The following is a 26,524-nucleotide window of genomic DNA, read 5'->3' as shown; positions in this document are numbered from 1 at the left end:
CCCTCGCCGGGGGCCACGCGATGACCAATTCCCCCCAGCCCGGCGACGGGCGGCCGTACGCCGACCTCGAACTAAAGAACCGCTACCTGGCGGGTTTCTTGGCTTGGCTCGTGCCCGGCCTGGGCCACCTGTACCAAGGACGCACCGGCAAGGGGCTGCTCTACGCGATCTGCATCCTCGGCACGTTCGTGTTCGGCTTCTATGTCGGCGACGGCAAGGTCGCCTACGCCACGCCGCTCACCGTCGACGTCGGCGGGATCAAGGGCCGGGTCACCCAGTTGGTCGACCGTTGGCAATTCATCTGCCAGTCGGGCATCGGCGCGGTGGCGATCCCCGGACTCGTCGAACGAGACCGCATGCTGAAGAACGAGCCGCCGCTGATGGGCGGCTGGTTCCGCCCGCCGCGCACCGCGGGCCCCGGCGTGGAGATCAGCTCGGTCGACGCCGTCGGCAACCAAGTGCTCCACCCCGGCGAGCTGGCCAAGTGGACCTACGACCTCGGTTACTACTTCGACTTGGGAACCGTCTACACGGTGATCGCCGGCATGCTGAACGTGATCGTCATCTACGACGCCTGCTGCGGTCCGATGGTCGTCCACCACGAGCCGAAGAAGAGTAAGAAGCCCGGCGGCAAAAAAGCCGAAGGCGAAGACCCCGGCGGCGCGGCGAACTAACCTGCACGCCGGCAGCCGCCGCACGCCGCCCTCGCACCCACAGCAACCACCGCTCCCGACCCCCACCGAAACAGTCGCATGGCCCCGCTCACCTCATTCGCGTTGATCGCCCCTCTGCTGATGGCGACCGAGCCGCTGCGCATTTGGTACGCGTTGCCTTTGATCGTCAGCGTGAGCCTCGTCTACGCGGCGACACGCAACGAGAATATGGGCACGATCGTCGCCCACGCCGCCCGCTTCGGCGGCTGGCTGGTGGTGTTCATCGCCAGCATGGCCGCCCTGCTGACGGGGCTGAACTGGATCCAGTGAGCCTTGCGGCCCGCCGGCCCCGCCTCGGCATCGCGACCGGCCACGCCCGCCGAACGAGGAGAGGGATACCGACGCCCCACGGGGCGCCGTAGCATAGACGGCCCGAGACATGCGCCCGTAGCTCAACTGGATAGAGCACCGGTCTTCGGAACCGGGGGTTGGGGGTTCGAATCCCTCCGGGCGTACTTCTTTCTATAAACCGTTGGGTGGGCTTGGCGCTCACGAGCACGCCAGAGCGTTCTGGCGCCGACCCGAGTGCGTCGTGAGAAGGCTTGTTGGCCACGCGGGGGTCCGGATAGGGTGGCTCGCCAGGCGCCGCGGTTTGACGATAATGTTCGGCATGGCCGAACAACCCCGTCTCGCGACAGCTCCCCCGCCCGACACCGATCGCCGGTCGGCGATTTGTGTCGCCATGTGGTCCGGGCCGCGGAACATCTCGACCGCGCTGATGCGGTCGTGGGAGAGCCGGCCCGACACGGTCGTCTGCGACGAGCCGCTCTACGCGCATTACCTGGCGACGACCGGCCGCAGCGATCACCCCGGTCACCAGGAGACGCTCCGCTCGGGATCGGCCGACTGGCGGGCCGTCACGCGGCGGCTGGTTCCCCCGCCGCCCGAAGGCTTCTCGATCTACTATCAGAAGCACATGGCCCACCACCTGCTCCCGAGCATCGAGCTGGACTGGACCGAGCGGCTCGTCAATTGCTTGCTGATCCGCGAGCCCCGCGAGATGCTAACCTCGCTGCTCGAGTTCCTGCCGCACCCCACGGTCGAAGACACCGGTCTGCCCCAGCAGGTCAAGCTGCTGGAGCACCTCGGTGAGCGGACCGGCCAGGCGCCGCCGGTCGTCGACGGCCGCGACGTGCTGGACGATCCGCGGGGCGTGCTGGGCGTGTTGTGCGAGCGGCTCGGCGTCGTGTTCGACGAGGCGATGCTCCGCTGGGAGCCCGGGCCGCGCGACAGCGACGGGCCTTGGGGCCCCTACTGGTACGACAAGGTCTACAAGACCACCTCCTTCGGCCGCTACCGACCGAAGGACGACGCCGTGCCGGAGCGCCTGCTCCCCGTGCTCCAGGAGTGCGAATCGCTCTACGAGCGGCTGGCGCCGCTGCGTCTGCGAGCCCCTCGCCAGAGCCCTCCCGCTGCGGGGGAGACGCTTACCTCGTAACCAAGGTACCTCGTAACCAAGGGGGCTTCGCGCCGCGGCGCCAAGCTCCCCGCACCTCGGCCCGCGCCCTTAGGGGGCGCTAGTGAAACCATGCTGCAGAAATTCGACGAACGCAATCGCGACCTGATCGTCAACATCGCCGGCCGGCTCGAGCACCGCGACCGCGCGGGGGTCAGCCCCTTCGACTCGGTGGTCCAAGGGGGCGACGCCGTCTGGGAAGGGCTGCGGCTGTACGACGGGCGGATCTTCAAGCTCGACGAGCACCTCGACCGGCTGCGCAAGTCGGCCCTCGCGCTGGCTTTCGCGGCGATCCCCACGCACGAGGAGATCATCCAAGAGATCCGTCGCACGCTCGAGGCCAACGGCATGCGCGACGGGGTCCACATCCGCTTGACCCTCACGCGCGGCGTAAAGGTCACCAGCGGCATGGACCCCCGGCTCAACCAGTCGGGGCCGACGCTGATCGTGCTAGCCGAGTTCAAGGCGCCGGTCTATGACAAGTCGGGGCTCAAGCTCGTCACGTCGACCTGGCGGCGGCCGGCGCCGGACGTGCTCGACCCGCTCGTGCACCACAACAACTTGCTGAACTCGATCCTGGCCAAGATCCAGGCCAACGCCGCCGGAGCCGACGACGCGCTGATGCTCGACCCGCGCGGGTTCGTGGCGGAAACGAACGCCACCCACGTGTTCGTGGCGGCGGGCGGCGCGGTCCTCACGCCGCGGTTGGTCGCCTGCCCGGCGGGGATCACCCGCACCACGGTCCTCGGCCTGTGCGAGGAGGCGGGCGTCGCTTACTCGGAGCGCGACCTCTCGCTCACCGGCGTCTACAGCGCGGACGAGATGTTCTGCACCGGCACGATGGGCGAGCTGGCGCCCGTGGTCGAGGTCGATGGCCGGCCGATCGGCGCCGGCGGCGCCGGCCCGGTGTACGAGCGGCTCTCTCGGGCGTTCCAAGAGCTGACCGCACGCGAGGGCGTGTGCGTGGTAGATTAGCGCTCGCCGCACGGCTGATGGCGACCGAGCCGCTGCGTATTTGGTACGCGTTGCCTTGGATCGTCAGCGTGAGCCTGGTCTACGCCGCGACACGCAACGAGCAGATGGGTATGATCGTCGCCCACGCCGCTCCTGCTGACGGGGCTGAACTGGATCCAGTGAACACCGCCCGCCTCGTCCCCCGAGCGCACAGGGATACCGGCGACCCACGCCGTGGCGTAGCATCGACCTGCACGACACACGCGTCCGTAGCTCAATTGGATAGAGCACTGGTCTTCGAAACCAGTGGTTGCAGGTTCGAGTCCTGCCGGGCGCGCTTTTCATGAGGCTGGCGAGCCCCTTGGCCGTAGAGGTCTTAGTTCACTCGACTTCGAACCAGTCGAAGTCCGCCTGGGCGTTCTTGCCTAAGCAGAACAGGCCGACCTTGGCGCCGATCCAGCGGCCGGGGGTGGCGTGGAATGGTTGGCCGAGATCGTGGTAGCTCTCGCCGTCGGTGCTGTAGCTGAACCGGCAGAGGGCGCCCGGTTCGACGTTCACACGCAGCCACACCGCCGCTTGCTCCGCAGGCGACGGATCAAGAGCGACCGAGCCGTGGACGCGGTCCTCGCCACCGGCGCCGGCCACTTTGTTGCTGAACTGCTCGATGCGGAGGCCCTCGTCGTCCTTACGCACAACGATCGCGGCGTGCTCGAGTCCCAGCACCACCAGGCCCGCTGTGGACGAGCCGTCGGCGGCGGGCGAGAACTCCAGTCGTGTGGTGGCGGAGAAGGCGGGGGCGGCGAACTTTTGCAGCAGCTGCGTGACGACCTCCGTCAGGTCGCCCGCCGGCGGCTCGACGCCGTGCAGCCGCAGCCAACCGGGCCGCTCGGTGACCGAGCCCCAGTCGGGCGCGGGGTTGCCGTGCCACTGCCACTGCAAGCCGAGCGGGCCGTCGAAGTCGTCGGAGGTTTGCGGGTCGGCCACCGACCAATCGGCGCCGACGCCCGGCGCGGCGTGCGTTTCGACCGGTTCGCCCACGCCGTTGCCGTCGAGGTCGACGCCCATCTCGGGCCAGCCGTCGACCCAGCGGACCGGGTTGAGGTGGACGATGCGTCCGTAGGCGCCGCGGTCTTGGAAGTGGAGGAACCAGTCCTCGCCGTTCTCGAGCGAGACCCAGCCTCCTTGGTGGGGGCCGTTGATATCGGTCGTCCCTTGCTCGAGCACGCGTCGCACTTCGTAGGGCCCAAGCGGCGCCTTGGAGCGGGCGGCGAGCTGCCAGCCCGGCTTCACCCCGCCGGCCGGGGCCAGGATGTAGTACCAGCCGTCGCGCTTGTAGAACTTCGGGCCCTCGATCGTCGGGTGCACGTCGTTGCGGCCGTCGATCACCAGGTGCTCTTCGCCGATCAGGCGACTGCCGTCGGGCGCCATCTCGCGGGCGACGATGATCGACTTGCGCCCGGAGCGGCTGTTGGCGTAGGCGTGCACGAGGTAGGCCCGGCCGTCGTCGTCCCACAGCGGGCAGGGATCGATCAGCCCTTTGCCTTCCTTCACGACGTGCAGCGGCGACCACGGCCCGGTGGGGCTCTTCGACTTGGTCATCAGGATGCCCCAGTCGGGGTCGCCCACAAAGATCCAGAACCAGCCATCGTGGTGGCGGATCGAGGGCGCCCAGATGCCGTTGCCGTGCTGCGGCTGGTTGAAGCGTTCGGGCAGCCGGTCGACGGCGTGGCCGATGAGCTCCCACTCCACCAGGTCGCGCGAGTGCAGGATCGGCAGCCCCGGCACACAGCTGAAGCTCGACGCCGTCATGTAGAAGTCGTCGCCCACGCGCACCACGTCCGGGTCGGAGTAGTCGGCGAACAGCACCGGGTTGCGGTAGGTCCCGTCTCCCGGGTCGGCGACCCACGGCTCGGCCAGCGAGGGGCCGGTCAGCAGGCACAGCAGCACCGTTACACGGAGAAGCAGCCGGGGCGTAGCAGGCATGGGGAGGGATCGCATCAGTGTCGTCACGGGTGTGGCGCCCAAAGAGGTGGATTCGAGAGGTTGGATTCCGAGGAGCAGCGACTGGCCAGTATAAGCCGCCATCGGCGCGGGGCCATCGCCCTCCGCCGGCGTCGCCCGGCCGCAGCCGCCCGCCCGTCAGGCGCCGGGACCCGCAAACCGCCAGGTGTAGCGATCGAGTATGATAATAAGGCTGTCTCGCCACTTGGGGGCCGCCGTGCGCCGCGATCGCGGGAGTTCACCCGGCGACCCCCATCCGAGCCCCTAGTCTGCACGCCCTCGGTCCGAGCGCGACCGCTGTTGGCGCACTTGATCGACCGCCCTGTTGGTGTTGAGTCTTGTTGGTGTTGAAGAAGTTCGTGTCTGTCGATGCGAACGAGAACAGAAAGCCACTCATGATGCGATCCGTGTTGCTCTGCTGCTTTTCCGTCGCGTTGCTGCTCGGCGGGATTCTCGCCGTTCCGGCGGCGGCGCAAACCTTGGCGTTCCCCGAGGCCGAGGGCTTCGGCCGATTCGCCTCGGGCGCGCGCACGAATCTCGGCGCCGCCAGCGTGTACCACGTGACGAACCTCAATGACTCGGGCGCCGGGTCGTTCCGCGACGCGGTCAGCCAGCCGAACCGGTTCGTCGTGTTTGACGTGGGCGGGATCGTCAATCTCACCAGCGCGCTGACTTTCAGCGAGAACCTGACGATCGCGGGCCAGACGGCGCCGGGCGGCTTCGTGGTGCACGGCGACCGCGCGGCCTTTCACGGCGCCAACAACCTAGTCAGCCGCCACTGGGGCATCCACATGGGCGTCACCGGCGACCGCGACGACGCCGCCTCGATCGTCCGCGGCCACGACCTGATCTTCGACCACATGTCGATCACCTGGGGCGTTGACGGCACGTTCGACATCAACCCCGACAGCGGGCAGGTGATCGACAACATGACGATCCAGAACACAATCGTCAGCCAGGGGCTCGACGTGGTGGGCCACAGCACCGGAGGCCTGATGCAGCCGGGCGATGGGGGCAGCGTGAGCGTCATCCGCAGCCTGTGGGCCGACAACGTCACCCGCAACCCGAAGGTGCGCGGCGAGAACGAGTTCATCAACAACGTGGTGTACGGGTACGAGAACGCCGGCTACATCATGGGCGACACCGCCGGCTCGTCGTACGCCAACGTCGAGGGCAATTACTTCATCGAGGGCCCGGTCAACGGCGGCTCGCCGTTCTCCAGCGGCACCCCCACGTTCAACATCTACGCCAGCGACAACTGGGTCGACCCGGACCGCGATGGCGTGCTCGACGGGACACTCATCACGAGTTACCCCGGCGCGAACTTGATGAGGAGCCGCCACAACTTCCCCACCACCCCCTCGATGACCGCCCAAGAGGCGGTGGAGTACGTGGCCCGCAACGCCGGCCAGACGATCATCCGCGACGTGGTCGACAAGCGGCTCGAACAAGAAGTGCTCAGCTACGGCACTTTTGGCGGCGTGATCGAACGCGAGTCGCACATCTTCGACGGCTACGGCGAAGACCCGGTCTACCTGAACCCCCGCGCCGGCTTTGCCGACGCGGACAACGACGGCGTGGGCGACAACTGGGAGGCGTCGCGCGGGCTCAGCTCGGCGAACCCCAGCGACTGGAAGAACCTCAGCGGCGACTACACCCAATTGGAGCATTACCTCAACGAGCTCGGCGCCGAGAGCGTGACAACCGCCTCGTCTGGCGGGGCGTGGACGTCGATCGTCTCGTGGGACAGCGGCGTCCCGAGCCTGGCGCACGACGCCGCGGCGACCGGCACTGTCACGCACGCCAGCGGTCACGGCTTCGCAAGGCGGTTGAGCGTCGCCGGATCGCTGAACATTACGGGCGGAACGATCAACGTGGTCGACACGGCTACGCTGAATGGCGCGGCCGCCATGAGCGGCGGCGAGCTGTCGGCCGGCCGGGTGCTGATCGGCTCGACTGGCCAGTCAGGGACGCTGCTGATCGAGAACGGCGCCACGCTCCGCACCGGCACGGTCGCTAAGGATGGCGGCAGCGCCTCCCTCGGCCTGAACGGGGGCGTGTTCCTCGCGGGTGGCGCGCCGGACATCGCGGTCCCGACGGCGCTGTTCGGCGCTGGCGGCGTGTTCGACACGGCGGGCCACTCCGGCGCCATTTCTGGTCCGGTCACGGGAGACGGCCCCCTGACGAAACGAGGCGCCGGCAGCCTCGCGCTGTCGGGAGGCGCCTCCTACACCGGGCCCACCACGGTGGAAGAAGGCACACTCGTTGCTATGGGCGCCGGCCTCAAGCATTCGAGCGCGATCGAGGTTGCGGGCGGGGCGACGGTTGACGCCTCGGGCGTCTTGGGCGGGCTCAGCCTGGGAACCGGCAAATCGCTCGGCGGCGCCGGCAAGGTCATCGGCAACGTCAACGCGGCGGCCGGCTCGGTCGTGCGCCCCGAGGGGACCGTCGGAGCCATGGTCTCGACCGGCGCCATCGCCATCCAGGCCGAAGACCTCGCCCTCGGCGGCGACTGGGCGGTCTTCGACAACGACGTGCACGGCACGGGCGCCGGCGGCTCGTACAACGGCGACGACCTGAGCGGCGGCGGCATCGTGCTTGTCTCCGGAGAGAGCCTCGCGGGGCCCACCGCGAGCGGCGCCGCCACGACGACGGTCGAGATCCCGCAGACGGACGGTTGGTACCTGTTCGCCAAGGTCGCCGAGCCCGCCGTCTCGCCGATCCCGGGCGACTCGGCGACCCAACCGGGCGGCAACAACAGCCTGTGGGTCTCTCAGTCGTCGAGCAGCCTCGCAGCCAGCCTCGCCAACTTCGACGAGGTGCAAACGTACGCCAACCCCGGCGACGAGGCGACCTGGAACCGCCTCTCGCCGACCCTCGGCTCGCTCGAGGGGGTCGTCTCGCCGCTGAACGCCGGCGTCGATTACTTCCTCGCCGCTGGCGAGGAGACCTTCACGATCTACGGCCGCGAGATCGGCACGGTCCTCGACGCCTTCGTGCTGTCCGACACCAACCTCACGGCCGAGCAGCTTGAAGCGGTCCTCTCCGGGCCGCCGCCCACGGTGCTCACGGTCGAGGGCGACTTTACGCTGGCTTCGGGCGCCATGCTGGCGGTTGAAGTCGCCGGCGGCGACACGCTCAACAAGCTCTCGGTGACCGGCGCCGCGTCGCTCGGCGGCGACCTCTCGCTCACGCTGGCCGACGGTTTCACGCCGCAGGCGAGCGAGGTGTTCGAGGTCTTGGGCGCCGGCTCGCTGAGCAGCCAATTCGCCAACGCCGCGCCGGGGGCGCGGGTCGCCCTAGAGGACGGGCCCGGCTCGTTCGTCGTTAATTACGACTACGCCAACGACCTCGTCACCCTGTCGGAATTCGTCGGCTTGTTGCAGGGCGACTTCAACGGCGACGGCTCGGTCGACGCCGCCGACTTCACGGTGTGGCGCGACCACTTGGGCGAGTCGGACGAGTCGGCGATCTTGAGCGCCGGCGACGGCCTGGGCGGGGTCGACCAAGCGGACTACGACTTGTGGGTGGCGAACTTCGGCGCGTCTTACCCGGCCCCCGAGGCCGCCAGCGTGCCGGAGCCCGCGTCGCTCGCCACGCTGTTGGCCGCTGCGGTGCTGGCCGCATTGCGGCGCCGCACTCTCTGAGAGTCGCGCACGTTTAGCGATTGTCGCTTGCCTCTCAGGGAATGCCGATGCCCGTCACGCCCAAGCCGATTGCCGCCGTGCTGCTCGCTTGGACGGTCGTACTCGCCGCTTCGCCGTCGCTCGCTCAGGAGGGGCGCCAAGCGCACGTCGTGCTGGTGGGCGACTCGACCGTGGCGGACGCCGCCGGCTGGGGCTGGGCCTTCGCCGCTTGCGTGACCGATGGCGTCCGCGTGACGAACCTCGCCCGCGGCGGGCGGAGCTCGTCGAGCTTCTACGACGAGGGCCGCTGGGCCGAGGCGCTCGCCCTCGAGCCCGACTGGGTGCTGATCCAGTTTGGACACAACGACGAACCGGGCCACCCGAACCGCGAGAACGCCCCCGACGAGGGCTACTGTGCGAACCTCGAACGCTGCGTCGACGAGGCCCGCGCTGTCGGTGTGAAGCCGGTGCTCGTCACGCCGCTCGCCCGCCGCCAGTGGGGCCGCGAGTCCCACAACAGCGACCGCATCGTCTCGTCGCTCGAGCCGTACGCGGCTGTGGTGCGCGCGATCGGCGAGGAGAAGGGGGCGCCGGTGATCGATCTGCACTTCCGCTCGATCGAGGTCTACCAGTCGCTCGGCCGCGACGGCTGCAAGATGATCAGCCCGATCAAGGAGAGCGGCGCGCTCGACGGCTCGCACCTGAACCGCGCTGGCGGGGCGATGTTCGGTTCGATGGTGGCGATGGACTGCCGCTCGTACGTGCCGGTGCTCGATCGCTTGTTCTCCACAGGCAAGCTTGCCGAGTTGCAGAAGTCGAACCCGCCCCCCGTGGCCGGCGGCCGCGACGATCGCTTGCCGGCGGCCGGTGATCCGATCGCCAAGGGCGAGCGCACGATCGTCGTCGCCCGCGACGGCGGGGGCGAATTCCGAACACCGCAGGAGGCGATCGACGCCGCCCCCAGCGACAACTCCGACCGCACGACCATCCGCCTGGGGCCGGGCGTTTACACGGGGCAGGTCGTCGTGCCGCCCCACAAGATCAACCTCACGCTCGTCGGCGAGAGCCGCGCGGATTCGATCGTCTCCTACGCCCTCACAACGCACGACCCCCGCCCGGCTGGCGTGTTGCGGAGCTACGCCGGCTGCGGCCTCGTAGTACTAGCCGATGGCTTCCGTTGCGAGAACCTCACCGTTCGCCAAGTGGCGGGCGACCACGGCCAGGCGATCGCGTTGCGCATCGACGGCGACCGCGCGGTTGTGCGCAACTGCGACCTCTTGGGCTGGCAAGACACCGTGCGACTCGAACGCGGGCGCCACTACTTGAGCGACTGCCGCATCGAGGGCCGCGTCGACTACGTCTACGGCGGGGCGACGGCGTGGCTCGAAGGCTGCACGCTCCACACCAAGGGCGAAGGCTTCATCACCGCGGCGAGCACGCCGCGCGGTCAAGCGTGGGGCTACGTGTTTCATCGCTGCGTGCTCACCGGCACTAAGCCCGAAAGCGTTTACCTCGGCCGGCCGTGGCGACCGTGGGCGAGCGTCACGTTCCTCGACTGCGAAATGGCCGAGAGCGTGCGACCGGTCGGTTGGGACAACTGGCGCAGCCCCGACAACGAGCGAACGGTTCGCTACGCCGAGCACGGCAACCGCGGCCCCGGCGCGGCGGACGATCGACGAGCGGCGTGGGCGCGTCGACTCAGCGACGAAGAAGCGGCGCGCATCACGCCCGAGATCGTCCTCGGCGATTGGATCAACGACGGGCTTGCCGAATAGCGCCAAACTCAATGGCGGCTCATGCCCGGTTCACACACCGCTCGGTTGGCGTGTTGGGTGAATGATTTGCACGCTTCGGAGTTGACGCTTTATTGCCTAGCGATGAGATGGCCAAGCAGGGCCGGCAGGCAAAATAATATCACTACGGTTTTTAGATTGCCGACCCGCTGTCCCGGGACCTGCGGTATTGGCTATTCCGTTCAGGTACAATAAGCCATTTGCGGGTAACGAGATGCGGCGTTCAGTCGAGCCGCTCGCCGCGCTTGTCTTAATTTGGGGCATGCTTTTTACACCGCGCCGAGTACCTTATAGCTGGCTCCGATTCGAGGAAACCATACGGCCGATACGGCCGATAGAAATAGCTGAAGCCGAATCGAGCCGCCTCACCGCTTTGCCGCGATCCCGTCGTGGCGGCATGACCTCCTCCTCTCCCGCCGGTACCCGCCTTTTCCAGCCCGGTTGCTGAAAGCCCCGATGAAGAAAACCCCCCAGGTTGGCCTGCTGATCGAGACCGCCCGTGGCTACGGGCGTGAAGTGTCGCTCGGCATTGCGCGATACGCCCGGCTGCACGGACCGTGGAGCTTCCACCTCACGCCGGGCGACTTCGAGCAGTCGTTGCCCGCCATGCAGCACTGGAACGGCGACGGCCTGTTCGCGCGGCTCGCGACGCCCGAGCTGACCGAGCAGGTGCTCAGCGCCAATCTGCCGACCATTGCGCTCGACATGAGCGAGGAGCAGCTGCTGGAAGACAGCCTGGTTTCGCGGTTCGCCGAGCTGCGCGTCGACTCGGAGAAGGCGGCCTGGCTGGCGGCGGCCCACTTGCTGAAGCGTTGCTACCCGGAGTACGGGTTCGTTGGCGCGCCGGGCCAGGTGTGGTCCGAACGCCGCCGCGAGGCGTTCTGCCAGGCGATCCGCAAGGCGGGCCACACGGCCCACGTGTACGAGTTCCAAGACATCACCGGCGACGGGGGCTGGGAGCACGAGCAGCCGCACCTTCTGGAGTGGATCGTCAACGCGCCCAAGCCGATCGGCATCATGGCCTGCAACGACGAGCACGGCCTGCACGTGCTCGACGCCTGCCGCGAGGCGGGTCTCAACGTGCCGCAGGACGTGGCCGTGGTGGGAGTCGACAACGACGAGCTGCTCTGCGAGCTCTCGAACCCGACGCTCTCGAGCGTGGCGCTCAACGCCGTGGAGGGCGGCTTCCAGGCGGCCGCGCGGCTCGACAAGATGATGCGCGAGGGGAATTGCGACAACCGCTGCATCATGGTCGACGCCCTGCGCGTGGTCACGCGGCTCTCGACCGACACGTTCGCCGTGAACGACCGCAGCGTGGCCGAGGCGCTCGCCTACATCAAGCAGTCGCAGGGGCGCGACATCTCGGCCGACCTGGTCGTGGAGCGCACGCAGATCTCGCGCCGCGAGCTCGACGCCCGCTTCCGCGAGTTGCTCGGCCACTCCGTGGCGACCGAGATCCAGCGGGAGCGGCTCAAGCACGCCAAGCGGCTGCTCGTCGAGACCGACTACTCGATCCCCGAGGTGGCCGCCGCGGCGGGCTACAGCTCGGCGAGCTACATGATCCAGGTCTTCCGCCGCGAACTCGACATCACGCCGGCCAAGTACCGCTCGAGCCTGCGGGTGCTCAGCGCCACGCGGCGCTGAGCCACCCACTGGGTCCGATCAAAGGGTTCGATCACTGGGCTCGACTACTAGGCTCGACTACTAGGCTCGCTATCGGCGCCCGTTTGGCTCAGCGGCCGATAGCCGTGCTGCGACGCTTCTGACGCCGCAGCTCGGTGTTCGGCTTGGGCGTATCGGTGACCTTGGCGCCGGTCGTCGAGCCGCTCGCCTTCTTGGGCCGCGAAGTGTTCGACGCGGATTGGCTCCCCGCCGCACTGCTGTTTGAATGGCCGCCGCCCGACGATTTGGCGCCCGCAGGACGCTTACGCTTGCCGGCGCCCGCTTTGCCAGCGCCAGCCTTGGCGCCGTTGCGGCTGCGACGGCGGTCGGGAGCGCCCTTCTTCGGCGCCCGCGGCGGGCGGTTGTCGCCGCCGCCCGTCTCGATCTTCGGCAAAGCCTTGTACTCCGGGTGGTCGTCGAGTACCGCGATCTGACGACGCGTGAGCCGCTCGATCGCCTTGAGCTTCGGCCGCTCGTCGCCCGAGCAGAAGCTGATGGCGCAGCCCTCGGCGCCCGCGCGGCCGGTGCGGCCGATGCGGTGCACGTACACCTCGGGCGTCTCGGGGAGCTCGAAGTTGATGACGTGCGAAACGCTGTCGATGTCGAGGCCGCGGGCCGCGATGTCCGTGGCGACCAGCACCGGCGGCCGGTTGGACTTGAACGCGTCGAGCGCCCGGGTGCGGGCGTTCTGGCTCTTGTTGCCGTGAATCGCCGCGGCCGTCAGGCCCGACTTCGACAGCATCTTGACGATCTTGTCGGCCCCGTGCTTCGTGCGGGCGAACACCAGCGTGCGTTCGCGCGGGGTGCTCGTCAGGTAGTGCGCCAGCAGTTGCGGCTTGAGCCGCTTCTCGACGTGGTAGACCGACTGCTCGACGCGCTTGGCGGGCGAGGAGACGCGGGCCACCTCGACGGTCTTCGGCTTGTTGAGCCAGCGGTCGGCGAGCTTGCGGATCTCGTCGGGCATCGTGGCCGAGAACATCAGCGTCTGACGCTTCTTGGGCACGGCGGCGATGATGCGACGCAGGTCGGGCAGGAAGCCCATGTCGAGCATCTGGTCCGCCTCGTCGAGGATCAGCACCTCCACGCCGGACAGGTTCACGTGGCCTTGGTTCATCAGGTCCAAGAGCCGACCCGGCGTGGCGACCAAGATGTCGACGCCGGCCCTGAGGGCTTTGACCTGCGGGTTCTGGCCGACGCCGCCGAAGATGACCGAGTGCCGCAGGCCGGTGTGGCGGCCGTAAACGTTGAAGCTCTCGCGGATCTGGGCGGCCAGCTCGCGGGTGGGGGCGAGCACGAGGCAGCGGATCTTGCGGGCCGGGCCGTGGTGGCCGCCCTTGGCGCCTTTGCCTTTGCCGCGAGTGTTGTCGCGCGGCTGCGGGGCGCCATCCATCAGGCGGTGCAGCGTGGGCAGCGCGAAGGCCGCCGTCTTGCCGGTGCCGGTCTGGGCGCAGCCCATGATGTCGTCGCCCGCTAGCACGGGCGGGATCGCCTGCGCCTGGATCGGCGTGGCGGTGTGGTAGCCCTCGTCGTCCACGGCGCGGAGCACCGCGCCCGACAGGCCGAGCTTCGCAAAGTCATTCTCTTTTTTGCCGGCTGCCGGAGTGGACTCAACGGCGTCGGGGCTCGAAGGATGGGTCGTGTTCTGAGTCAAAAGATTCTCGCTTCTGGGGTAGGGGATCGGCCCACTCCCTCCGGCGCTTGATGCACGGGGAGCCAGACGCCGGGCGCATGTTCAGCGCACCGGGAGCCGACGGTTGGGTGGGAACGGCGGCGCCGTTCCATTGGGTCTCACGCGTGTTTTAACCCCGCCCCTGCGTGCCGATCGGCGTGATTCCCTGGGGTAGGGAAACGCCCGGCCGCTGACGGAAGGCCCGCTCTTGTGCGTTAGCTGGCAAGAGCATCGACCGCCGAAACCTGGTTCGGCGGCGGCCTGAGGGGCAAGGTCATCAGTCGCGTCGTGAGCTAGAAAACCAGAGCTGATGGCGAGAGGTTCGCCGGAGGGGGCTCGGGTGTGCTGCCGTTGATTTTGATTGATCCGAGCGTCGTTTGGTCCAATTCCCCGGGGGGAAGCGGCCACAAGACGCCGGTCTCGCACCTTGGCTAGTGACGCAAGTATAGCACGCCCCCGTTGCGGGGGGAATGGCGATCGGCCGAATGACGCCAAATGACGGCAATCGTCGCCCCCTCAAGCCTCGGGGGGGGCAGTTGGGCTCTTAGAGCACACGACTGCTAGCCGTAAGGGTGTTTTCGCCTTATCGACATTGGATCACACCGCCACACACGTTTCGCATCCGTGCTTCGCATTAATAGTTCCACTCGGCGCCCAGATTCATTCCGTAGAACAACACATGGTCGTTTCTCCAGGTGAAACTAGGCGCGGCGGGGCCAACGAGGGCCCCGCCCTCCAGCAATGTACTGTTGACCACTGTGTCGATGAGCCGCCCGGGCCGGGCGACTTGGGGGACCGCCAGGATTGTGAAGCCGAGGCTCAGCTCGCACGATTCGCCGACCCGCCGCCGCACGCTGAGGTCGATCTCGGGGACCGCGGTGAGGATGTCGCTGCGGTAGTCGCCGATGTTGGTTGGCTGGGCGAGCACGCCGCCTGGCACGACTACCGAGGCGAAGCCAGGAACCTGTCTGCGGGTCTCGCCGGCGATGTCGACCTCGCGGTGGTTGTTGCCGAGCGCTAGTTTGAGCGTCACGTCGCCCGACCAGCGGCCAAACCGTTCAGAGCTCACAAAACCGATTTCGGCGCCGTGGAACTCGTTGGAGGTGTCGAAGCGGTCGGAGGCGGCGATGGTGGTCCCGACAACGCCTGCCGCCGCACCGTCTACGAGACTGGAGTCGCGCATGAGCAACCCTTCGTCGAAGCGAACGAATCGGTAGCCAAGGATGAAGTCGCAGCGGCGGTGCGAGGAAGAACTCCACAACCGGCGCACGGAAAACGAACCGGAGGAGAGCTCGGTCGTGCTATCGATTCGCATCGACCCCGAGAAAAAGTCGCCGAGCACGGGGTCGTCGAACGCCACAAGAATTGAGCTTGGCGCGTTCACGAGGGGATTGGTGTCGAAATACGGGCGATTGAGGCTGGCGGTGGACCCGTCCGATTCGGCTTGAAAGAGAGTCCCCTCTTGCCCCACCGCAAGCAGGCTCGCCTCGAAGCTATAGATCTCGTAGTCGTCGAGCCAGTAGCCATAGCGGATGCGTGATCCGTTGAGCGCCCCGCCCTCGACGGTTTCGTTTCCGTACAGGATCTCCGCGCCGGGCAGCGAGCCCGAATCGGCCCGCGCGGTCCCCGCGGGGCTGCTGGTCACCAGCGGCGGGACTTTGTAGCCCGAGACTCCCCACAGCATGTATTCCGTGGAGAACCAGCCGCGGCCGCCTTGCATGGTTGCCGGCCCGCCGGCACAGGCGTCGACAGCCGTGGCGGACGCCAAAGCTGCCGCTAGAGCGAGTAAGAAATATGGCTTCATGCCTTTTCCCTATTATTAAGAACTCGCGCCAGAATCGTGCGGATTTCTCCCGGCGTGAACAAACGCGATTCGAATCCCTTACGCGCATGTCTTATGGATTCCTCGGGGCGACCGAGGCGCCCCCTTGAGCGGCGCCGAAGACCGCAGACCAAGTAGCCCTGCCGTGAGCGTGGTTACGCCTGGTGTGCGGGTTGTTGCGGTTGGGAGGGGCTGGCGCGGCGGGCCGGGAGGGTGGCTGGCGCCCTCAGTTGCAGGATTGGCGCCAGCGGAGCAAACTGGAAGGTTCCCCCCTATCCTCTCGCTGACATCTTTCAACACACACTCTCTCGACGCATGTCCACGATCAAACGCATCCTCGTCACCGGCGGCGCCGGCTTCCTCGGCTCTCACCTTTGCGAGCGGCTGGTGGAGCAGGGGCACGACGTGATCTGCGTCGACAACTTCTTCACCTCGCAGAAGTCGAACGTCGTTCACCTGCTGGATCACGCCAACTTTGAGCTGGTCCGCCACGACGTGACCCACCCGCTGTGGCTTGAGGTGGACGAGGTTTACAACCTCGCCTGCCCCGCCGCCCCGGGCCACTACCAGTACAACCCGATCAAGACGATGAAGACCTCGGTCATGGGGTCGATCAACCTCTTGGGCATGGCCAAGCGCTGCCGGGCCAAGATCCTGCAGGCCTCGACCAGCGAGGTGTACGGCGACCCCCAGGTCCACCCCCAGCCCGAGAGCTACCGCGGCAGCGTGAACCCGATCGGCCCCCGCGCCTGCTACGACGAGGGCAAGCGGGCGGCCGAGACGCTGTTTATGGACTACCACCGCCACAACCGCGTGAACGTTCGCATCGTGCGGATATTCAACACCTACGGCCCGCGGATGCACCCCTACGACGGGCGGGTGGTGAGCAACTTCATCCGCCAGGCGATCGCGGGCGAGAACATCACGGTGTTCGGCGACGGCGACCAAACGCGCTCGTTCTGCTACCGCGACGACCTCGTCGAGGGCATCATCCGCATGATGAACGGGCCGGACGAGTTCATCGGCCCGGTGAACATCGGCAACCCGGGCGAATTCACGATCCTCGAGCTCGCCGAGAAAGTGATCGAGCTCACCGGCTCGAAGTCGAAGATCATCCACCAACCGCTGCCGGCCGACGACCCAACGCAGCGCCAACCGGTGATCGACCTGGCCAAGAAGCACCTCGACTGGGAGCCGAAGATCGCGCTCGCCGAGGGGCTCGAGAAGACGATCGCCTGGTTCAAGACGATCGACGTGAACGAGTACCGCGCGCCGACGCCGAATTTCTGAGCTTTGCTCCCTCCCCCTCCCTAACCCTCCCCCAAGGGGGGAGGGGACTTGCGACGATCGCGGCGCGTGAGCGCCCACGCCAGCAGCGCCGCCGCCCCGGCGCCGCCAGTGTCGCTGAGCCAGTCGGCGAGGTCGCACACCCGGCCGAAGAGCGGCTGCGTGAGCTCGTCGAAGGCGCCGTACACGAGCACCACGACAACCGCGGCGGCGATTGTCCCCACGCCGAGCGTTCCCCGTCGCGCCCGCCGCCAGGCCACGAGCAGCAGGGTGAGCCCGAAGAACGCCACGAAGTGGATCGGCTTGTCGCTCACCAACTGGTTGGTCTTCGGCGCCTGGGCCGGCAAGTGGGTGCCGACGAGCATGGCGATCCAGTAGACCGCCAGCACCGCACCGATCCTCACGTCCCAGCCCTTGGCTGGGGGCGGGTCGGCGGGTAGCGTCGAGGCGGTGGGGGCGTTCACGGCGGGCTCGCGGCGGTGGATCGTCATCACGCCACGGCCGGCGCCAAGCCGGCGCGTCGCAGCGAACCTCCCCATCGTAGTCACGCCGCGACCGCGCGGCATACCGGCGAGCACGGCCGGCAGCCAAGTCTTCATAATAGCGCCGCCGGCGCGACTCCCCGCTTCCGACCAAGCCGAACAAACCCAAGAGCATTCCCTTGAGCTTCGAAACCGACGAACGGCAGGCGATGTTGCTGGCGCTCAACGAGGCGCGCCGCGCGGCCGACGAGGGGGAGGTCCCGGTCGGGGCGGTCGTGTTGCACGAGGGCCAAGTCATCGCCGCGGCTCACAACCAACGCGAGACGCTCCGCGACCCGACGGCCCACGCCGAGATGATCGCCATCACACAGGCCGCCGAGGCCCTCGGCTCGTGGCGCCTGGAGGGCTGCACGCTCTGCGTGACACTCGAGCCGTGCCCCATGTGCGCCGGGGCGATCGTGCAGGCCCGCGTGCCGCGCGTGGTCTACGGGGCGGTCGACCCCAAGGCCGGCGCGGTGGAGAGCCTCTTCGGCTTGTTGAACGACGAGCGGCTCAACCACCGCTGCGAGTTCACCGGCGGCGTGATGGCCGAAGAGTGCGGGGGGCTGCTCACCGAGTTTTTCCGCGAAAGGCGCAAAAAAAAGGGCGAGCCGTAAGCGTCAGCGCCCGAAGCGTCTGGCCCGCCGACGAGGCGTGCCCACAACTCCGGTCGCTCACACTCACGGCTCGCCGAGCCGATCACTCGCCGCTCACCAGCTGGGCGGCGGGGAGCTTGGCGGCCATCGTGCCGAAGGCGTCGAGCAACTCCTCCTCCATCTCGTGGACACTCGTGCCGCCCGGCACGTGGACGAACGCCCCGCCGCCGGCGAAGGCGATCGCCTCCATCAGGTCGGTGTCGGCGCCGGCGCCCACGGCCATCGTGTGGATCGTGATCCCTTTCTTGACGGCCTCGGTCGCTTCCCAGAAGGCGTATTGCTTGTAGGAGTCGCCGCTCGAGTAGTCGGCCGACCCGTCGCCGTTGTAGTCGGTCCAGTCGGACCACTTGAAGCTCCCCGGCAGGCTCCAGCCGCTCTTCTTGCGGTTGGCCTGGCCGTCGGTCATGACGATCATCGTCGGCCTGGCGCCGTTGCGGGCGTGGCCCAGGTCGTCCGGGTCGTTGGCTTCGCCGACAAGCATCTCACGTCCCTTCAAGACGCCGTCGCCCATGCCGGTGTAAACGTCGTAGTGGCCCGCTTGGTGGCGACGCTGGATCGTGTTGATCGCGGCGAGGTTGTCCGTGATCGGGTCGTCGCTGATGTCGATGTCGACCTCGCCGTCGTAGTGGCTGTCTTCCCACACGGCGTAGGAGCCGTAGCTCACCAGACCGACCTCATCGCCGAAGTCCATCTCTTGCAGGTAGTCGAGGAACAGCGTGGCGCCCTCTTTCACCGCGTGGAACGGGTAGTGCGACGTCCGCCACATGTCCTCCGAGTTGGTCCACTTCATCTGGTTGTTCTGCAGCAGGTAGTCGCACAGCGTGCGGTAGCCGTAGCGCCGATTGTAGGCGCCGCTGAGGTTCTTCACGTAGTTGACGTAGCCCTCCCAGTGGTCCTCGCTCGAGTTGGCGCTCAGCCGGTCGCGTGGCGTGCCGTCGCTGTAGCGGCCCGCCTGGGGGAAGGGGTATTTCGGCGAGCCGTCGGAGTTGCGGTCGTTGAGGTTCAGGTAATTCATGATCTTGCTCGTCTTCGAGCTGTTGTAGTACGTGCCGTACTCCGAGTCGACGCGGCCGAAGCCGTCGGTGAACTTCTCCTGGCCCGGGTGGTCGGGCCAAGTGGCGCCCGAGTCGCGAAGCTGCTGCCAGATCAGGTCGAGCGAGTCCTCGATGGCCGACTGGCCCATCTTGTTCATGCTGCGCAGTTCGACGTCGTCGCTCATCGAGCCGGAGAAGTCGAGCACCAGCACCAGGTCGCGCGACTCGATGAAGGCGGTCGCCTCGGCCGCCAGGCCGACGCTCTCCTGGCCCACGGCCCAGCCGAACGAGAGCGGCAGCTCGCCGTCTTCGGCCTCGAGGTCGTCCTTGTTGTCGCGGCGGGCGACCACACGGACCACGTTGAACGGCGTGACGCCCCATTGCGTGGACCAGGTGTCGCTGTTCGCGTTGTAGGTCCGCAGCCCGAAGAAGACGTCTTGGTCGGCGTTCACATAAACGCCGTTGGCCTCGGCAACCTCGGCGGCGACGGTGCGCGCAGCCGCTTCGGCCGCGGCGAACGACGACCCCTCACCCCCCAGCCCGAGCGAGATCTCCTGCGACGCGGCCAGGGCGGCGGCGTCGACGGCGTTTTGCATCTCGGTCTGGGTCAGGACCATTCGCCCGGTGTCGACCGAGAGCGCCAAGAACGCGAACAACGCGCACATGAACAGGCTGCCGAGCACGGCGATCACGCCGCGGCGGCTGTCTGCCCGAGCCCCTAAGAGCGGCGTGGGCCGCCCGGCGAACAAGCGAATGGTGGACATGGGAGGTACCTCGACGGGCGAGAGGGAGAGGAGGGTCTTGCGAGAAGGGGGGAGGGGTGGGCGGTGTCGGTATCGGTCGGACGGCGGGTTAATTCGACAACAGGGCCCGGCCGTTGCGGAAAACGATGGCGCCGGTCATCGGCGCGTCGGCGCCCGAGTCGACCGGCATGAAGCTCACGTCCGAGTAGTCGACCTTCACGCTCACCTCGAACAGCTCCAGCTCGTTCGCGGGGTCGTCGAGATCGAAATCGGTGGCCGGGTCGTCGGGGAAGTGGATCGACACGTCCACGTCGTCCGGCGCAAAGCCGTTGGCGCCGAGGAACGTCTTGACGGTCGACGTGACCAAGTCGTTCATCGTTTGGCCCTGCTGCGATATCCGCTCGCGGTCCATCGAGGCCATGCGGGCGCCCTCGCGGACGGCCGACGTGAGCAGGTTCTGGGCGTCGAACACCCGATTCAGCTCGATCATGCCGAGCATGATCGTCACGAGCACCGGGGCGATCACGGCGAACTCCACGGCGACGGCTCCGCGGCGGTCGTCGGGCTGACGGCGTGATCTCTTGGCGAGGGATAGCATGGCGGTGCTCCGCGAGGGCGGACGGGTAAAAAGTAGGGGAGTGCGTAAAGGGCAGGTGGGCGAAGGGGCGTTCACTCGTGTCGCATGAAGATCTGGGTGCTGAGCGTCACCCCCTCCATGAAGGTCATCGGGATGATCGCGAGCTCGTTGTAGCCAACCGTGCCGCGGACAACGAACAACCGGCTCACGTCCGTGTCGCCGAGCTCGATGTCGGGGAGCGCCTCGATCTGCGTGCCGCTGGGCGACTGAGGCTGCGGGGTGTCGAGCGTGTCGGCGTCTTTGATAAACAGCGACAGGTTCGCCACGTCGACCGACGCGGCCATGATCTCTTCGATCCGGTCCTTCACCTCGGCGGTCGAGCGACCCTCGGTCGACCCGTAGCGGGCGCCAGCGCGGCAGGCGGACCGCAGAGTGTTCTGCACCATCAGGGCGTTGCCCAACTCGACGATGCCCAGCACAAAGATCAGGAACACCGGCAGCACGAACGCCGTTTCGACAATCGTGGTGCCGGCGCGTTCGTCGCGAATCCTCGCAGCACGGCGGCGTTGCAATAGGGGCATAGACATGGCGCAAACCACCGAGGGAAAAGGCGTTTCCGGCCGTGGGCCGGCGCGGCTCGGGGGGCGAGCCGGATGATCGGGCGGGGGGGAGCGAGGAGGAGTCTTCGTGAGGAGCGGCCGGCTTGTCGCGGTTCGGTTCTCGCCTGTTCGGGCGTGGTTCGAATCGAGACAGAACGGCTCTATTGGAAGACTAGCTCACGTTCTGGCAGGCGCACGATATTTTTCGGAGCAAACTTGTCGCACCTAAAAAAGTACCGCCTATTCACGCCGCTCAACGCCTCGTGGCCGACGATTCGTTGGCGGCTAGTAGACCAGCACCGCGTCGACGCCGAACGTCAACTGGTTGAAGTCGTCCGCCGTGGCCAGCCCGGCGGCCTGCGCACCAACGGTCGAGGGGCTCCAGTCGTACCGCAGCTCGGGGCGGAAGACGAGGTTGGCGTGGGGGCGGTAATTCATGCCGACCGTCGCTTCGTAAAAGCTCAGCCCGTCGGTTTTCCACCATTCGAATCGCATGCCGTACGCCAGGCAGTCGCTCGCGGTGTAGAAGAGGTACTGGTTCAGGCCCACCTGGTCGTTGAACCCGGCGTTCAGGTTGTCGTCGTAGCCGACCAGGTCGCTCTGCAGCACGTAGCTCCACTCGGGCGTGAGCACCATGTCGAACACAAGGCTGTGGCTGTAGCCGCTCTCGCCCGCCGAACGCGCGCCGAAGTTGCCGATCGTCGTGATGTAGGTGAACGTCACGTCCGGCCCGATGCCCGTGCTGAGGCCGCCGATAAAGTTGCTGCCGTCGTTCGATTGCTCGAAGCCGCTGTCCCAGCCGAGGGTGTAGCCGGCGTAGATATCCAACCCCTCCACGCCGCTGTAAGTGGCCAGCAGTCCGGTGTGAGTGAACGGCTCGCTGTTGTACATCGTGTAGGCGTGGCTGTAGAAGAAGTTGTCCGGCGCGGTCACCACCTCGTAGCCCACGAGCGTGTAGAAGTGACCGGCGATCAACGACCAGTCGTCCCACGCCAGCTCGCCGTAGAGCTGCGGCAAGGCCCAGCCGTAGCCGCCCCCTTCGTCCCAGCCGTTGGCGAAGTCCCATTTGCCCGCCGGATTGCCGAACGACTGCGTGCTGGCCGCGTCGGCGCCGTACATCAAGTCCATGCGGAAGCCCCAGTCGATCATCCCGTCCGAGGCGTCGGCCACACGCTCCAGCCAGAACCATTGCTGGTGCAGGTTGATGCGGTCCGGGTGGTCGTTGAACGCCAACGCGTCGTTGTCGGTCGTCGAGAAGCGGGTGTTGTTCGAGTGGTAGCCGAGCTGCGTCCAAAAGCCAAAATCCCACGGCGAGCACTCGCACAGCAACTCGTCGCTCACCCGGTACGGGTCGCCCAAGCAGCAACCGCTCAGCAGCGGCCGGGTCGACGCGCCGCAACGCGAGCAGGTGACCTTGCAGGCGCCGCTCTCGCGGCTGGCGCACTCCTTGCAAGAAGCCGCCACGCCCTTCGACTGGGCTTCCGCATGGGCCCGGCAAGCCGGGCAGTCGGGTCCCTCGGTGTGGCGGAGCCCCGACGCCGCGGCGCCGTTGGGCAAGCTTTCGAGCGGCACGGGCTCGAGCGGCGTGTCGTCTTCAGCGTCGTCTTGCGAGGCTTCGCCGATCACATCCTCCAGGACGATCGGCGTGGTGTCTTCTTCATCGGTCCCACCGAGCGGCGACGTGTCGGGGGCGTCGAGCGGTTGGTCGAGCGCGGGCGTCGGCTCGGGACCCGAGCCGCGGAACGGCGGCAGGTCCTCGGGCAACGAGTCCTGGTACTGGGCTGCCACAAGCAGCCCCCGCGGCGCGCCGGGGCGAGGGGAGCGTCGGCGCCGGTTCGTGGCGTCGCGCCACTGGGGGCCGCCCTGCTGCCGGGCGTCCGCTAGCGGCGGCGCGGCGGCGAGCGGCCTGAGCCCCTGCGGCAATTCGAGTTGCGAGGCGAGCAACGTCTGCCCCGTGTCGTGACGCACCCGCACCCGTTGGCCCACCGAGGCGTCGAGGTCGACTCCGGGGGTCGGTTCGACGTAGCGACGGACCCTGCCGTAGTCGTCGGTGAGCGCGAAAGGCGGTGCGCCGTCGGCGGTGCGCGGGTTGCGGATCAAGATCGCCAGCAAGCCGTCTTGGCCGGGCGCGTCTTGGGCTGGCGGGGCCGTGGACGCCTCGATCGGACGCGAACGCGTATCGATCAACAGCGGTGCGGGCGGTGTCGGGGCGGCCCGAGACGCCGGATCGGCGTCGAGCAACGCAAGCCGTTCGACTTTGCTTGCCGCCTTTAGTGGGCCAGCCGGCCTCTCGGGCCCCCATTGGGGAGCCTCCACTGCCAGCGAGGGGGTGGCGAACGACAACGCGACGAGCGCAGCCCATGTGCGGATTCGGTCGTGGCGCATCGGTCGCGCTTCCATCACCAATGATCTCGGATGCAGTAGGCCCCCATGCCGTAGCGCCGTTCAAGCGGCGCCTGCGGCTGGGCTTTTAGCAACAGAGATTCACCCGGACAAGAGCGACCGAACTTGGGGAGTCGCGGTCAGGCGGCGCCTCGGCAGCCGCGGCGCCGCTAGCAGCGGGCCGGTGTGCACGCAGAGCCAGCCGGTGTTATCGCCGCCCGTTCTTCGACGGGTAGAAGTGCGAGTAGTAGCCGAAAGTGGTCGGGTGGCCGGTGGGCGACTGCTGCGTGGAACCCTGCGGATTGAACGCCGGCTGAGCCGAGATCTGCTGCACACGCTGGTTGAGCGCTTGCGTCTGCCGCTGGAACGACTGGTTGGCTTCCTGCTGCTGGAGCTGGGGCCGCACGCGGGTGAGATACGGGACCGCGTTGATGTCGTTGTTGTCTTCGTCGAACAGCTGCAGATAAGGGCTCACCGTGGGCGTCTGGCTGATGCTGCTAAACGGCTTGGCGCTGGGACCCAAGGAGCTGACCCCCGGGCCCGACCCCACAGAGCTGCTCACCACCCCGCTGCCCTGGAGCCCCACAGCGGCGGATTGCGCCTGGGCGTTCCGCAGGCTAATCGCGTTGAGTGAAGCCCCGGTGTAGCCGGTGCCGATCGACTGGGTGCGGAGTTGTTCGGTCAATTGGGAGCCGTATCCCCCGCCCTGCGCGGCGGCGTGATCGGCCGACAAAAACGCCGCGACGAAGGCGAGCGAAGCAAAATAGGCGAACCGAATAGGCATGGCTGGGGTCTCCCTGAGTCCGGGGCCCGTGCGGGCGAGCGCCGGTGGCTGATAGCTAATGTATCGTAGGCGGGCCGCGGGGTCGCGGCAACAAAACGCCCACGCAAGCGTAGGCCGACCCCCAGCCCGAGCGGGCCCGGGAGCGGGCCCGCGGGGCGATTCGGTCCCCAGGAGCCCCGCAGAAACCCGAAGATCGTCAGAGCCGGCCCGACCGCGGACCGCCCCAGGCGGGCGTTTTGCGCCGAGACCGGGCCGGCTGGCCGTCGGGCCGCCGGTTGCTAGCCCCCCCGGGCCCGACTAAAATCGCCGTTTCGCTTTATTCAGGAGAGCCCCCACCCAATGCGACACGTCCTCTCGGCCCTGGTTCAAAACGTGCCCGGCGTGCTCGCGCACGTCGCCGGCATGCTCGCCTCGCGCGGCTACAACATCGACAGCCTCGCCGTCGGCGAGACCGAGTCTCCCGACTTGTCGCGGATGACGTTTGTCATCGTGGGCGACGAGGCCGTGCTCGACCAAGTACGCAAGCAGCTCGAGAAGATCGTCACCGTCGTGCGGGTCGACGACATCAGCGCCCAAGACTACGTCGAGCGCGACCTGATGCTGATCAAGGTCGAGGCCCCCGAGGGCTCTCGCTCGGAGATCCGCGAGCTAACGAGCATCTTCCGCGGCCGCGTGGTCGACGTCTCGCCCACCGAGATGGTCATCGAACTCTCCGGCCAGGAGAAGAAGATCGAGGCGTTCATCGACCTGATGCGTCCGTTCGGCATCTTGGAGTTGGTGCGTACCGGTCGGATCGCGATGGTGCGGTCGATCACCCGGCCGATGGTCAAAGGGATGAGCCCGCCGATCGACCACCTCGCCGCCCAATAGTCGGAGCACAATCACCGGGTGACGGGGGCGCACCGCGAAGCGGAAGCCCCCGCAGCGAACCGGCGGCGGCTCGTACATCTCGGGGGGGTTCCGCTAACGCGGTGCGCCCCCGCCACCCCGATACACGAAGACACGCTTTCAATCCCGGCCGCAACTCGGCGGTCGGGTTTCATTCAACGAGTTACCAACGCGGAGAGTCTCTCGCCATGAGCGCCAAGGTTTACTACGACGCCGACGCCGACATGAAGGCCCTTGCGGGCAAGACCGTGGCGATCATCGGCTACGGCTCGCAGGGCCACGCCCACGCCCAGAACCTGCGCGAGAGCGGCGTGAACGTCGTTGTCGGTCAGCGCCCGGGCGGCAAGAACTACGACCTCGCCAAGGAGCACGGCTTCGAGCCGGTCTCCGCCGCCGAGGCCGCCAAGCAGGCCCAGGTCATCAACATCCTGCTGCCGGACGAAGTCCAGGCCGACGTCTACAAGTCCGACGTGCTGCCGGGCCTCGACAAGGGCGACGTGCTGATGTGCTCGCACGGCTTCAACATCCACTTCGGCCTGATCGAGCCGCCCAAGGGTGTCGAGCTGCTCCTGGTGGCGCCCAAGGGCCCGGGCCACTTGGTCCGCAGCGAGTTCGTCGCCGGCGGCGGCGTGCCCTGCCTGATCGCCACGAACGACGACGCCTCGGACGCCACCTTCCAGATCGGCCTGGCTTACGCCTCGGGCGTCGGCGGCGGCCGTGCGGGCGTCATCCGCACCAGCTTTGCCGAAGAGACCGAGACCGACCTGTTCGGTGAGCAGGCCGTGCTCTGCGGCGGCGTGAGCGAGCTCGTGAAAGCCGGCTTCGAGACCTTGGTCGAGGCGGGCTACCAGCCCGAGATGGCCTACTTCGAGTGCATGCACGAGCTGAAGCTGATCGTCGACCTGCTCTACCAGGGCGGCCTCAATTACATGCGTTACAGCATCAGCAACACCGCCGAGTACGGCGATTACTCCTCCGGCCCGCGCGTCGTCACGCCCGAGACCAAGGCCGAGATGAAGCGCATCCTCACCGAGATCCAGAACGGCACGTTCGCCCGCAACTGGGTGCTCGAGAACAAGGCGGGCGCCCCCGGCTTCAAGGCGACCCGTCGCCGCGAGAAGACGCACGAGGTCGAGCTCGTCGGCCAGAAGCTCCGCAAGATGATGAGCTGGATCGACGACAAAGTGGTCGACTGACCGCCAGCGAGATTCGCCAGCAACCACTCACGAGCCGCGGGCCGCATGGCCCGCGGCTTTTTCATGCGCGGTGCGGAAGCGTTTTCTTTGACACCTTGGCCGAAGCCACGGTAGTCTAACCGCCACGGGCGAGCCCTATCCCTGCGGGGAGCGGCAGGCTT

At 67.5% G+C, this 26,524-nt stretch carries 20 protein-coding genes and 2 tRNA genes; 13 read left to right on the top strand and 9 right to left on the bottom strand.

Going from position 1 to position 26,524, the window contains the following annotated elements:
• Window positions 1–20 precede the first annotated feature (20 nt).
• The 6 genes from Mal64_RS08230 (at window position 21) to Mal64_RS08205 (ending at window position 3,460) form a co-directional block, all read left to right on the top strand.
• On the top strand, window positions 21–674 hold the full coding sequence (locus tag Mal64_RS08230) for a DUF6677 family protein (RefSeq protein WP_146399025.1): 654 nt from the start codon (window positions 21–23) through the stop codon (window positions 672–674).
• Window positions 675–752: 78 nt separating this feature from the next.
• On the top strand, window positions 753–983 hold the full coding sequence (locus Mal64_RS08225) for a hypothetical protein (protein WP_197525576.1): 231 nt from the start codon (window positions 753–755) through the stop codon (window positions 981–983).
• Between the two features lie 111 nt (window positions 984–1,094).
• Window positions 1,095–1,168, top strand: a tRNA-Arg gene (locus Mal64_RS08220).
• 155 nt (window positions 1,169–1,323) lie between these two features.
• Complete coding sequence (locus Mal64_RS08215) at window positions 1,324–2,151, top strand: sulfotransferase-like domain-containing protein (RefSeq protein ID WP_146399023.1); 828 nt, start codon at window positions 1,324–1,326, stop codon at window positions 2,149–2,151.
• A gap of 90 nt (window positions 2,152–2,241) precedes the next feature.
• On the top strand, window positions 2,242–3,144 hold the full coding sequence (locus tag Mal64_RS08210) for an aminotransferase class IV (protein WP_146399021.1): 903 nt from the start codon (window positions 2,242–2,244) through the stop codon (window positions 3,142–3,144).
• 242 nt (window positions 3,145–3,386) lie between these two features.
• Window positions 3,387–3,460: transfer RNA gene (locus tag Mal64_RS08205), tRNA-Arg, on the top strand.
• A 44-nt stretch (window positions 3,461–3,504) separates the two neighbouring features.
• On the opposite strand, the gene Mal64_RS08200 is transcribed toward Mal64_RS08205, so the two are convergent.
• A complete protein-coding gene (locus tag Mal64_RS08200) occupies window positions 3,505–5,106 on the bottom strand; it encodes a glycoside hydrolase family 43 protein (protein WP_146399019.1) in 1,602 nt (533 codons plus the stop codon).
• 416 nt (window positions 5,107–5,522) lie between these two features.
• Here Mal64_RS08200 and Mal64_RS08195 point away from each other — a divergent pair, with 416 nt between their 5' ends.
• The 3 genes from Mal64_RS08195 to Mal64_RS08185 all read left to right on the top strand — a co-directional run bounded on the left by Mal64_RS08195 (window position 5,523) and on the right by Mal64_RS08185 (window position 12,187).
• On the top strand, window positions 5,523–8,771 hold the full coding sequence (locus tag Mal64_RS08195) for an autotransporter-associated beta strand repeat-containing protein (RefSeq protein WP_146399017.1): 3,249 nt from the start codon (window positions 5,523–5,525) through the stop codon (window positions 8,769–8,771).
• A 47-nt stretch (window positions 8,772–8,818) separates the two neighbouring features.
• A complete protein-coding gene (locus Mal64_RS08190) occupies window positions 8,819–10,525 on the top strand; it encodes a pectinesterase family protein (protein WP_197525575.1) in 1,707 nt (568 codons plus the stop codon).
• 474 nt (window positions 10,526–10,999) lie between these two features.
• Entirely contained in the window at window positions 11,000–12,187 is a 1,188-nt protein-coding gene (locus Mal64_RS08185; protein WP_146399013.1) for an AraC family transcriptional regulator, read from the top strand.
• Window positions 12,188–12,275: 88 nt separating this feature from the next.
• Here the strand turns inward: Mal64_RS08185 and Mal64_RS08180 are convergent, their stop codons facing one another.
• Both Mal64_RS08180 and Mal64_RS08175 read right to left on the bottom strand, forming a co-directional pair.
• The gene (locus tag Mal64_RS08180) at window positions 12,276–13,856 is read right to left on the bottom strand and encodes a DEAD/DEAH box helicase (RefSeq protein ID WP_146399011.1); all 1,581 of its coding nucleotides are present in this window, start codon (window positions 13,854–13,856) and stop codon (window positions 12,276–12,278) included.
• A gap of 652 nt (window positions 13,857–14,508) precedes the next feature.
• A complete protein-coding gene (locus tag Mal64_RS08175) occupies window positions 14,509–15,678 on the bottom strand; it encodes a BBP7 family outer membrane beta-barrel protein (RefSeq protein WP_146399009.1) in 1,170 nt (389 codons plus the stop codon).
• Between the two features lie 333 nt (window positions 15,679–16,011).
• Here Mal64_RS08175 and Mal64_RS08170 point away from each other — a divergent pair, with 333 nt between their 5' ends.
• Complete coding sequence (locus Mal64_RS08170) at window positions 16,012–16,986, top strand: UDP-glucuronic acid decarboxylase family protein (protein ID WP_146399007.1); 975 nt, start codon at window positions 16,012–16,014, stop codon at window positions 16,984–16,986.
• A 20-nt stretch (window positions 16,987–17,006) separates the two neighbouring features.
• Here the strand turns inward: Mal64_RS08170 and Mal64_RS08165 are convergent, their stop codons facing one another.
• Complete coding sequence (locus Mal64_RS08165; RefSeq protein WP_146399005.1) at window positions 17,007–17,582, bottom strand: VanZ family protein; 576 nt, start codon at window positions 17,580–17,582, stop codon at window positions 17,007–17,009.
• Window positions 17,583–17,644: 62 nt separating this feature from the next.
• On the opposite strand from Mal64_RS08165, the gene tadA reads away from it, so the two are divergent.
• Window positions 17,645–18,121, top strand: a complete 477-nt coding sequence (gene tadA, locus Mal64_RS08160) for a tRNA adenosine(34) deaminase TadA (protein WP_261342187.1) — start codon at window positions 17,645–17,647, stop codon at window positions 18,119–18,121.
• A gap of 82 nt (window positions 18,122–18,203) precedes the next feature.
• Here tadA and Mal64_RS08155 read toward each other — a convergent pair whose 3' ends face one another.
• The 5 genes from Mal64_RS08155 to Mal64_RS08135 all read right to left on the bottom strand — a co-directional run bounded on the left by Mal64_RS08155 (window position 18,204) and on the right by Mal64_RS08135 (window position 24,279).
• On the bottom strand, window positions 18,204–19,958 hold the full coding sequence (locus tag Mal64_RS08155) for a vWA domain-containing protein (RefSeq protein WP_146399003.1): 1,755 nt from the start codon (window positions 19,956–19,958) through the stop codon (window positions 18,204–18,206).
• A gap of 88 nt (window positions 19,959–20,046) precedes the next feature.
• Entirely contained in the window at window positions 20,047–20,535 is a 489-nt protein-coding gene (locus Mal64_RS08150) for a TadE/TadG family type IV pilus assembly protein (protein ID WP_146399001.1), read from the bottom strand.
• 71 nt (window positions 20,536–20,606) lie between these two features.
• Entirely contained in the window at window positions 20,607–21,101 is a 495-nt protein-coding gene (locus tag Mal64_RS08145) for a TadE/TadG family type IV pilus assembly protein (protein WP_146398999.1), read from the bottom strand.
• A 297-nt stretch (window positions 21,102–21,398) separates the two neighbouring features.
• Complete coding sequence (locus tag Mal64_RS08140) at window positions 21,399–23,498, bottom strand: porin (protein WP_197525574.1); 2,100 nt, start codon at window positions 23,496–23,498, stop codon at window positions 21,399–21,401.
• Window positions 23,499–23,703: 205 nt separating this feature from the next.
• Window positions 23,704–24,279, bottom strand: coding sequence for a hypothetical protein (locus Mal64_RS08135; protein WP_146398995.1), 576 nt, complete (start codon window positions 24,277–24,279; stop codon window positions 23,704–23,706).
• A 339-nt stretch (window positions 24,280–24,618) separates the two neighbouring features.
• On the opposite strand from Mal64_RS08135, the gene ilvN reads away from it, so the two are divergent.
• Window positions 24,619–25,149, top strand: a complete 531-nt coding sequence (gene ilvN, locus Mal64_RS08130) for an acetolactate synthase small subunit (RefSeq protein WP_146398993.1) — start codon at window positions 24,619–24,621, stop codon at window positions 25,147–25,149.
• Window positions 25,150–25,355: 206 nt separating this feature from the next.
• Window positions 25,356–26,363 (top strand): ketol-acid reductoisomerase, encoded by a 1,008-nt coding sequence (gene ilvC / locus Mal64_RS08125; RefSeq protein WP_146398991.1) that lies wholly within the window; start codon window positions 25,356–25,358, stop codon window positions 26,361–26,363.
• Window positions 26,364–26,524: the final 161 nt, after the last annotated feature.

The sequence above is a fragment of the Pseudobythopirellula maris genome, from assembly GCF_007859945.1.
GTDB classification, from domain to species: domain Bacteria; phylum Planctomycetota; class Planctomycetia; order Pirellulales; family Lacipirellulaceae; genus Pseudobythopirellula; species Pseudobythopirellula maris.
The sequence above is the reverse complement of the archived record's forward strand: the minus strand, read 5'-3'. Positions and strand labels throughout refer to the sequence as shown.

Coding starts and splice junctions, on each gene's coding strand:
- ilvC (WP_146398991.1), top strand. CDS start 25,356: ATGAGCGCCAAGGTTTACTACGACGCCGACGCCGACATGAAGGCCCTT.
- Mal64_RS08140 (WP_197525574.1), bottom strand. CDS start 23,498: ATGCGCCACGACCGAATCCGCACATGGGCTGCGCTCGTCGCGTTGTCG.
- Mal64_RS08225 (WP_197525576.1), top strand. CDS start 753: ATGGCCCCGCTCACCTCATTCGCGTTGATCGCCCCTCTGCTGATGGCG.
- Mal64_RS08135 (WP_146398995.1), bottom strand. CDS start 24,279: ATGCCTATTCGGTTCGCCTATTTTGCTTCGCTCGCCTTCGTCGCGGCG.
- ilvN (WP_146398993.1), top strand. CDS start 24,619: ATGCGACACGTCCTCTCGGCCCTGGTTCAAAACGTGCCCGGCGTGCTC.
- Mal64_RS08175 (WP_146399009.1), bottom strand. CDS start 15,678: ATGAAGCCATATTTCTTACTCGCTCTAGCGGCAGCTTTGGCGTCCGCC.
- Mal64_RS08195 (WP_146399017.1), top strand. CDS start 5,523: ATGCGATCCGTGTTGCTCTGCTGCTTTTCCGTCGCGTTGCTGCTCGGC.
- Mal64_RS08230 (WP_146399025.1), top strand. CDS start 21: ATGACCAATTCCCCCCAGCCCGGCGACGGGCGGCCGTACGCCGACCTC.
- Mal64_RS08145 (WP_146398999.1), bottom strand. CDS start 21,101: ATGTCTATGCCCCTATTGCAACGCCGCCGTGCTGCGAGGATTCGCGAC.
- Mal64_RS08150 (WP_146399001.1), bottom strand. CDS start 20,535: ATGCTATCCCTCGCCAAGAGATCACGCCGTCAGCCCGACGACCGCCGC.
- Mal64_RS08185 (WP_146399013.1), top strand. CDS start 11,000: ATGAAGAAAACCCCCCAGGTTGGCCTGCTGATCGAGACCGCCCGTGGC.
- Mal64_RS08215 (WP_146399023.1), top strand. CDS start 1,324: ATGGCCGAACAACCCCGTCTCGCGACAGCTCCCCCGCCCGACACCGAT.
- Mal64_RS08210 (WP_146399021.1), top strand. CDS start 2,242: ATGCTGCAGAAATTCGACGAACGCAATCGCGACCTGATCGTCAACATC.
- Mal64_RS08170 (WP_146399007.1), top strand. CDS start 16,012: ATGTCCACGATCAAACGCATCCTCGTCACCGGCGGCGCCGGCTTCCTC.
- Mal64_RS08165 (WP_146399005.1), bottom strand. CDS start 17,582: ATGAAGACTTGGCTGCCGGCCGTGCTCGCCGGTATGCCGCGCGGTCGC.
- Mal64_RS08155 (WP_146399003.1), bottom strand. CDS start 19,958: ATGTCCACCATTCGCTTGTTCGCCGGGCGGCCCACGCCGCTCTTAGGG.
- Mal64_RS08190 (WP_197525575.1), top strand. CDS start 8,819: ATGCCCGTCACGCCCAAGCCGATTGCCGCCGTGCTGCTCGCTTGGACG.
- Mal64_RS08200 (WP_146399019.1), bottom strand. CDS start 5,106: ATGCCTGCTACGCCCCGGCTGCTTCTCCGTGTAACGGTGCTGCTGTGC.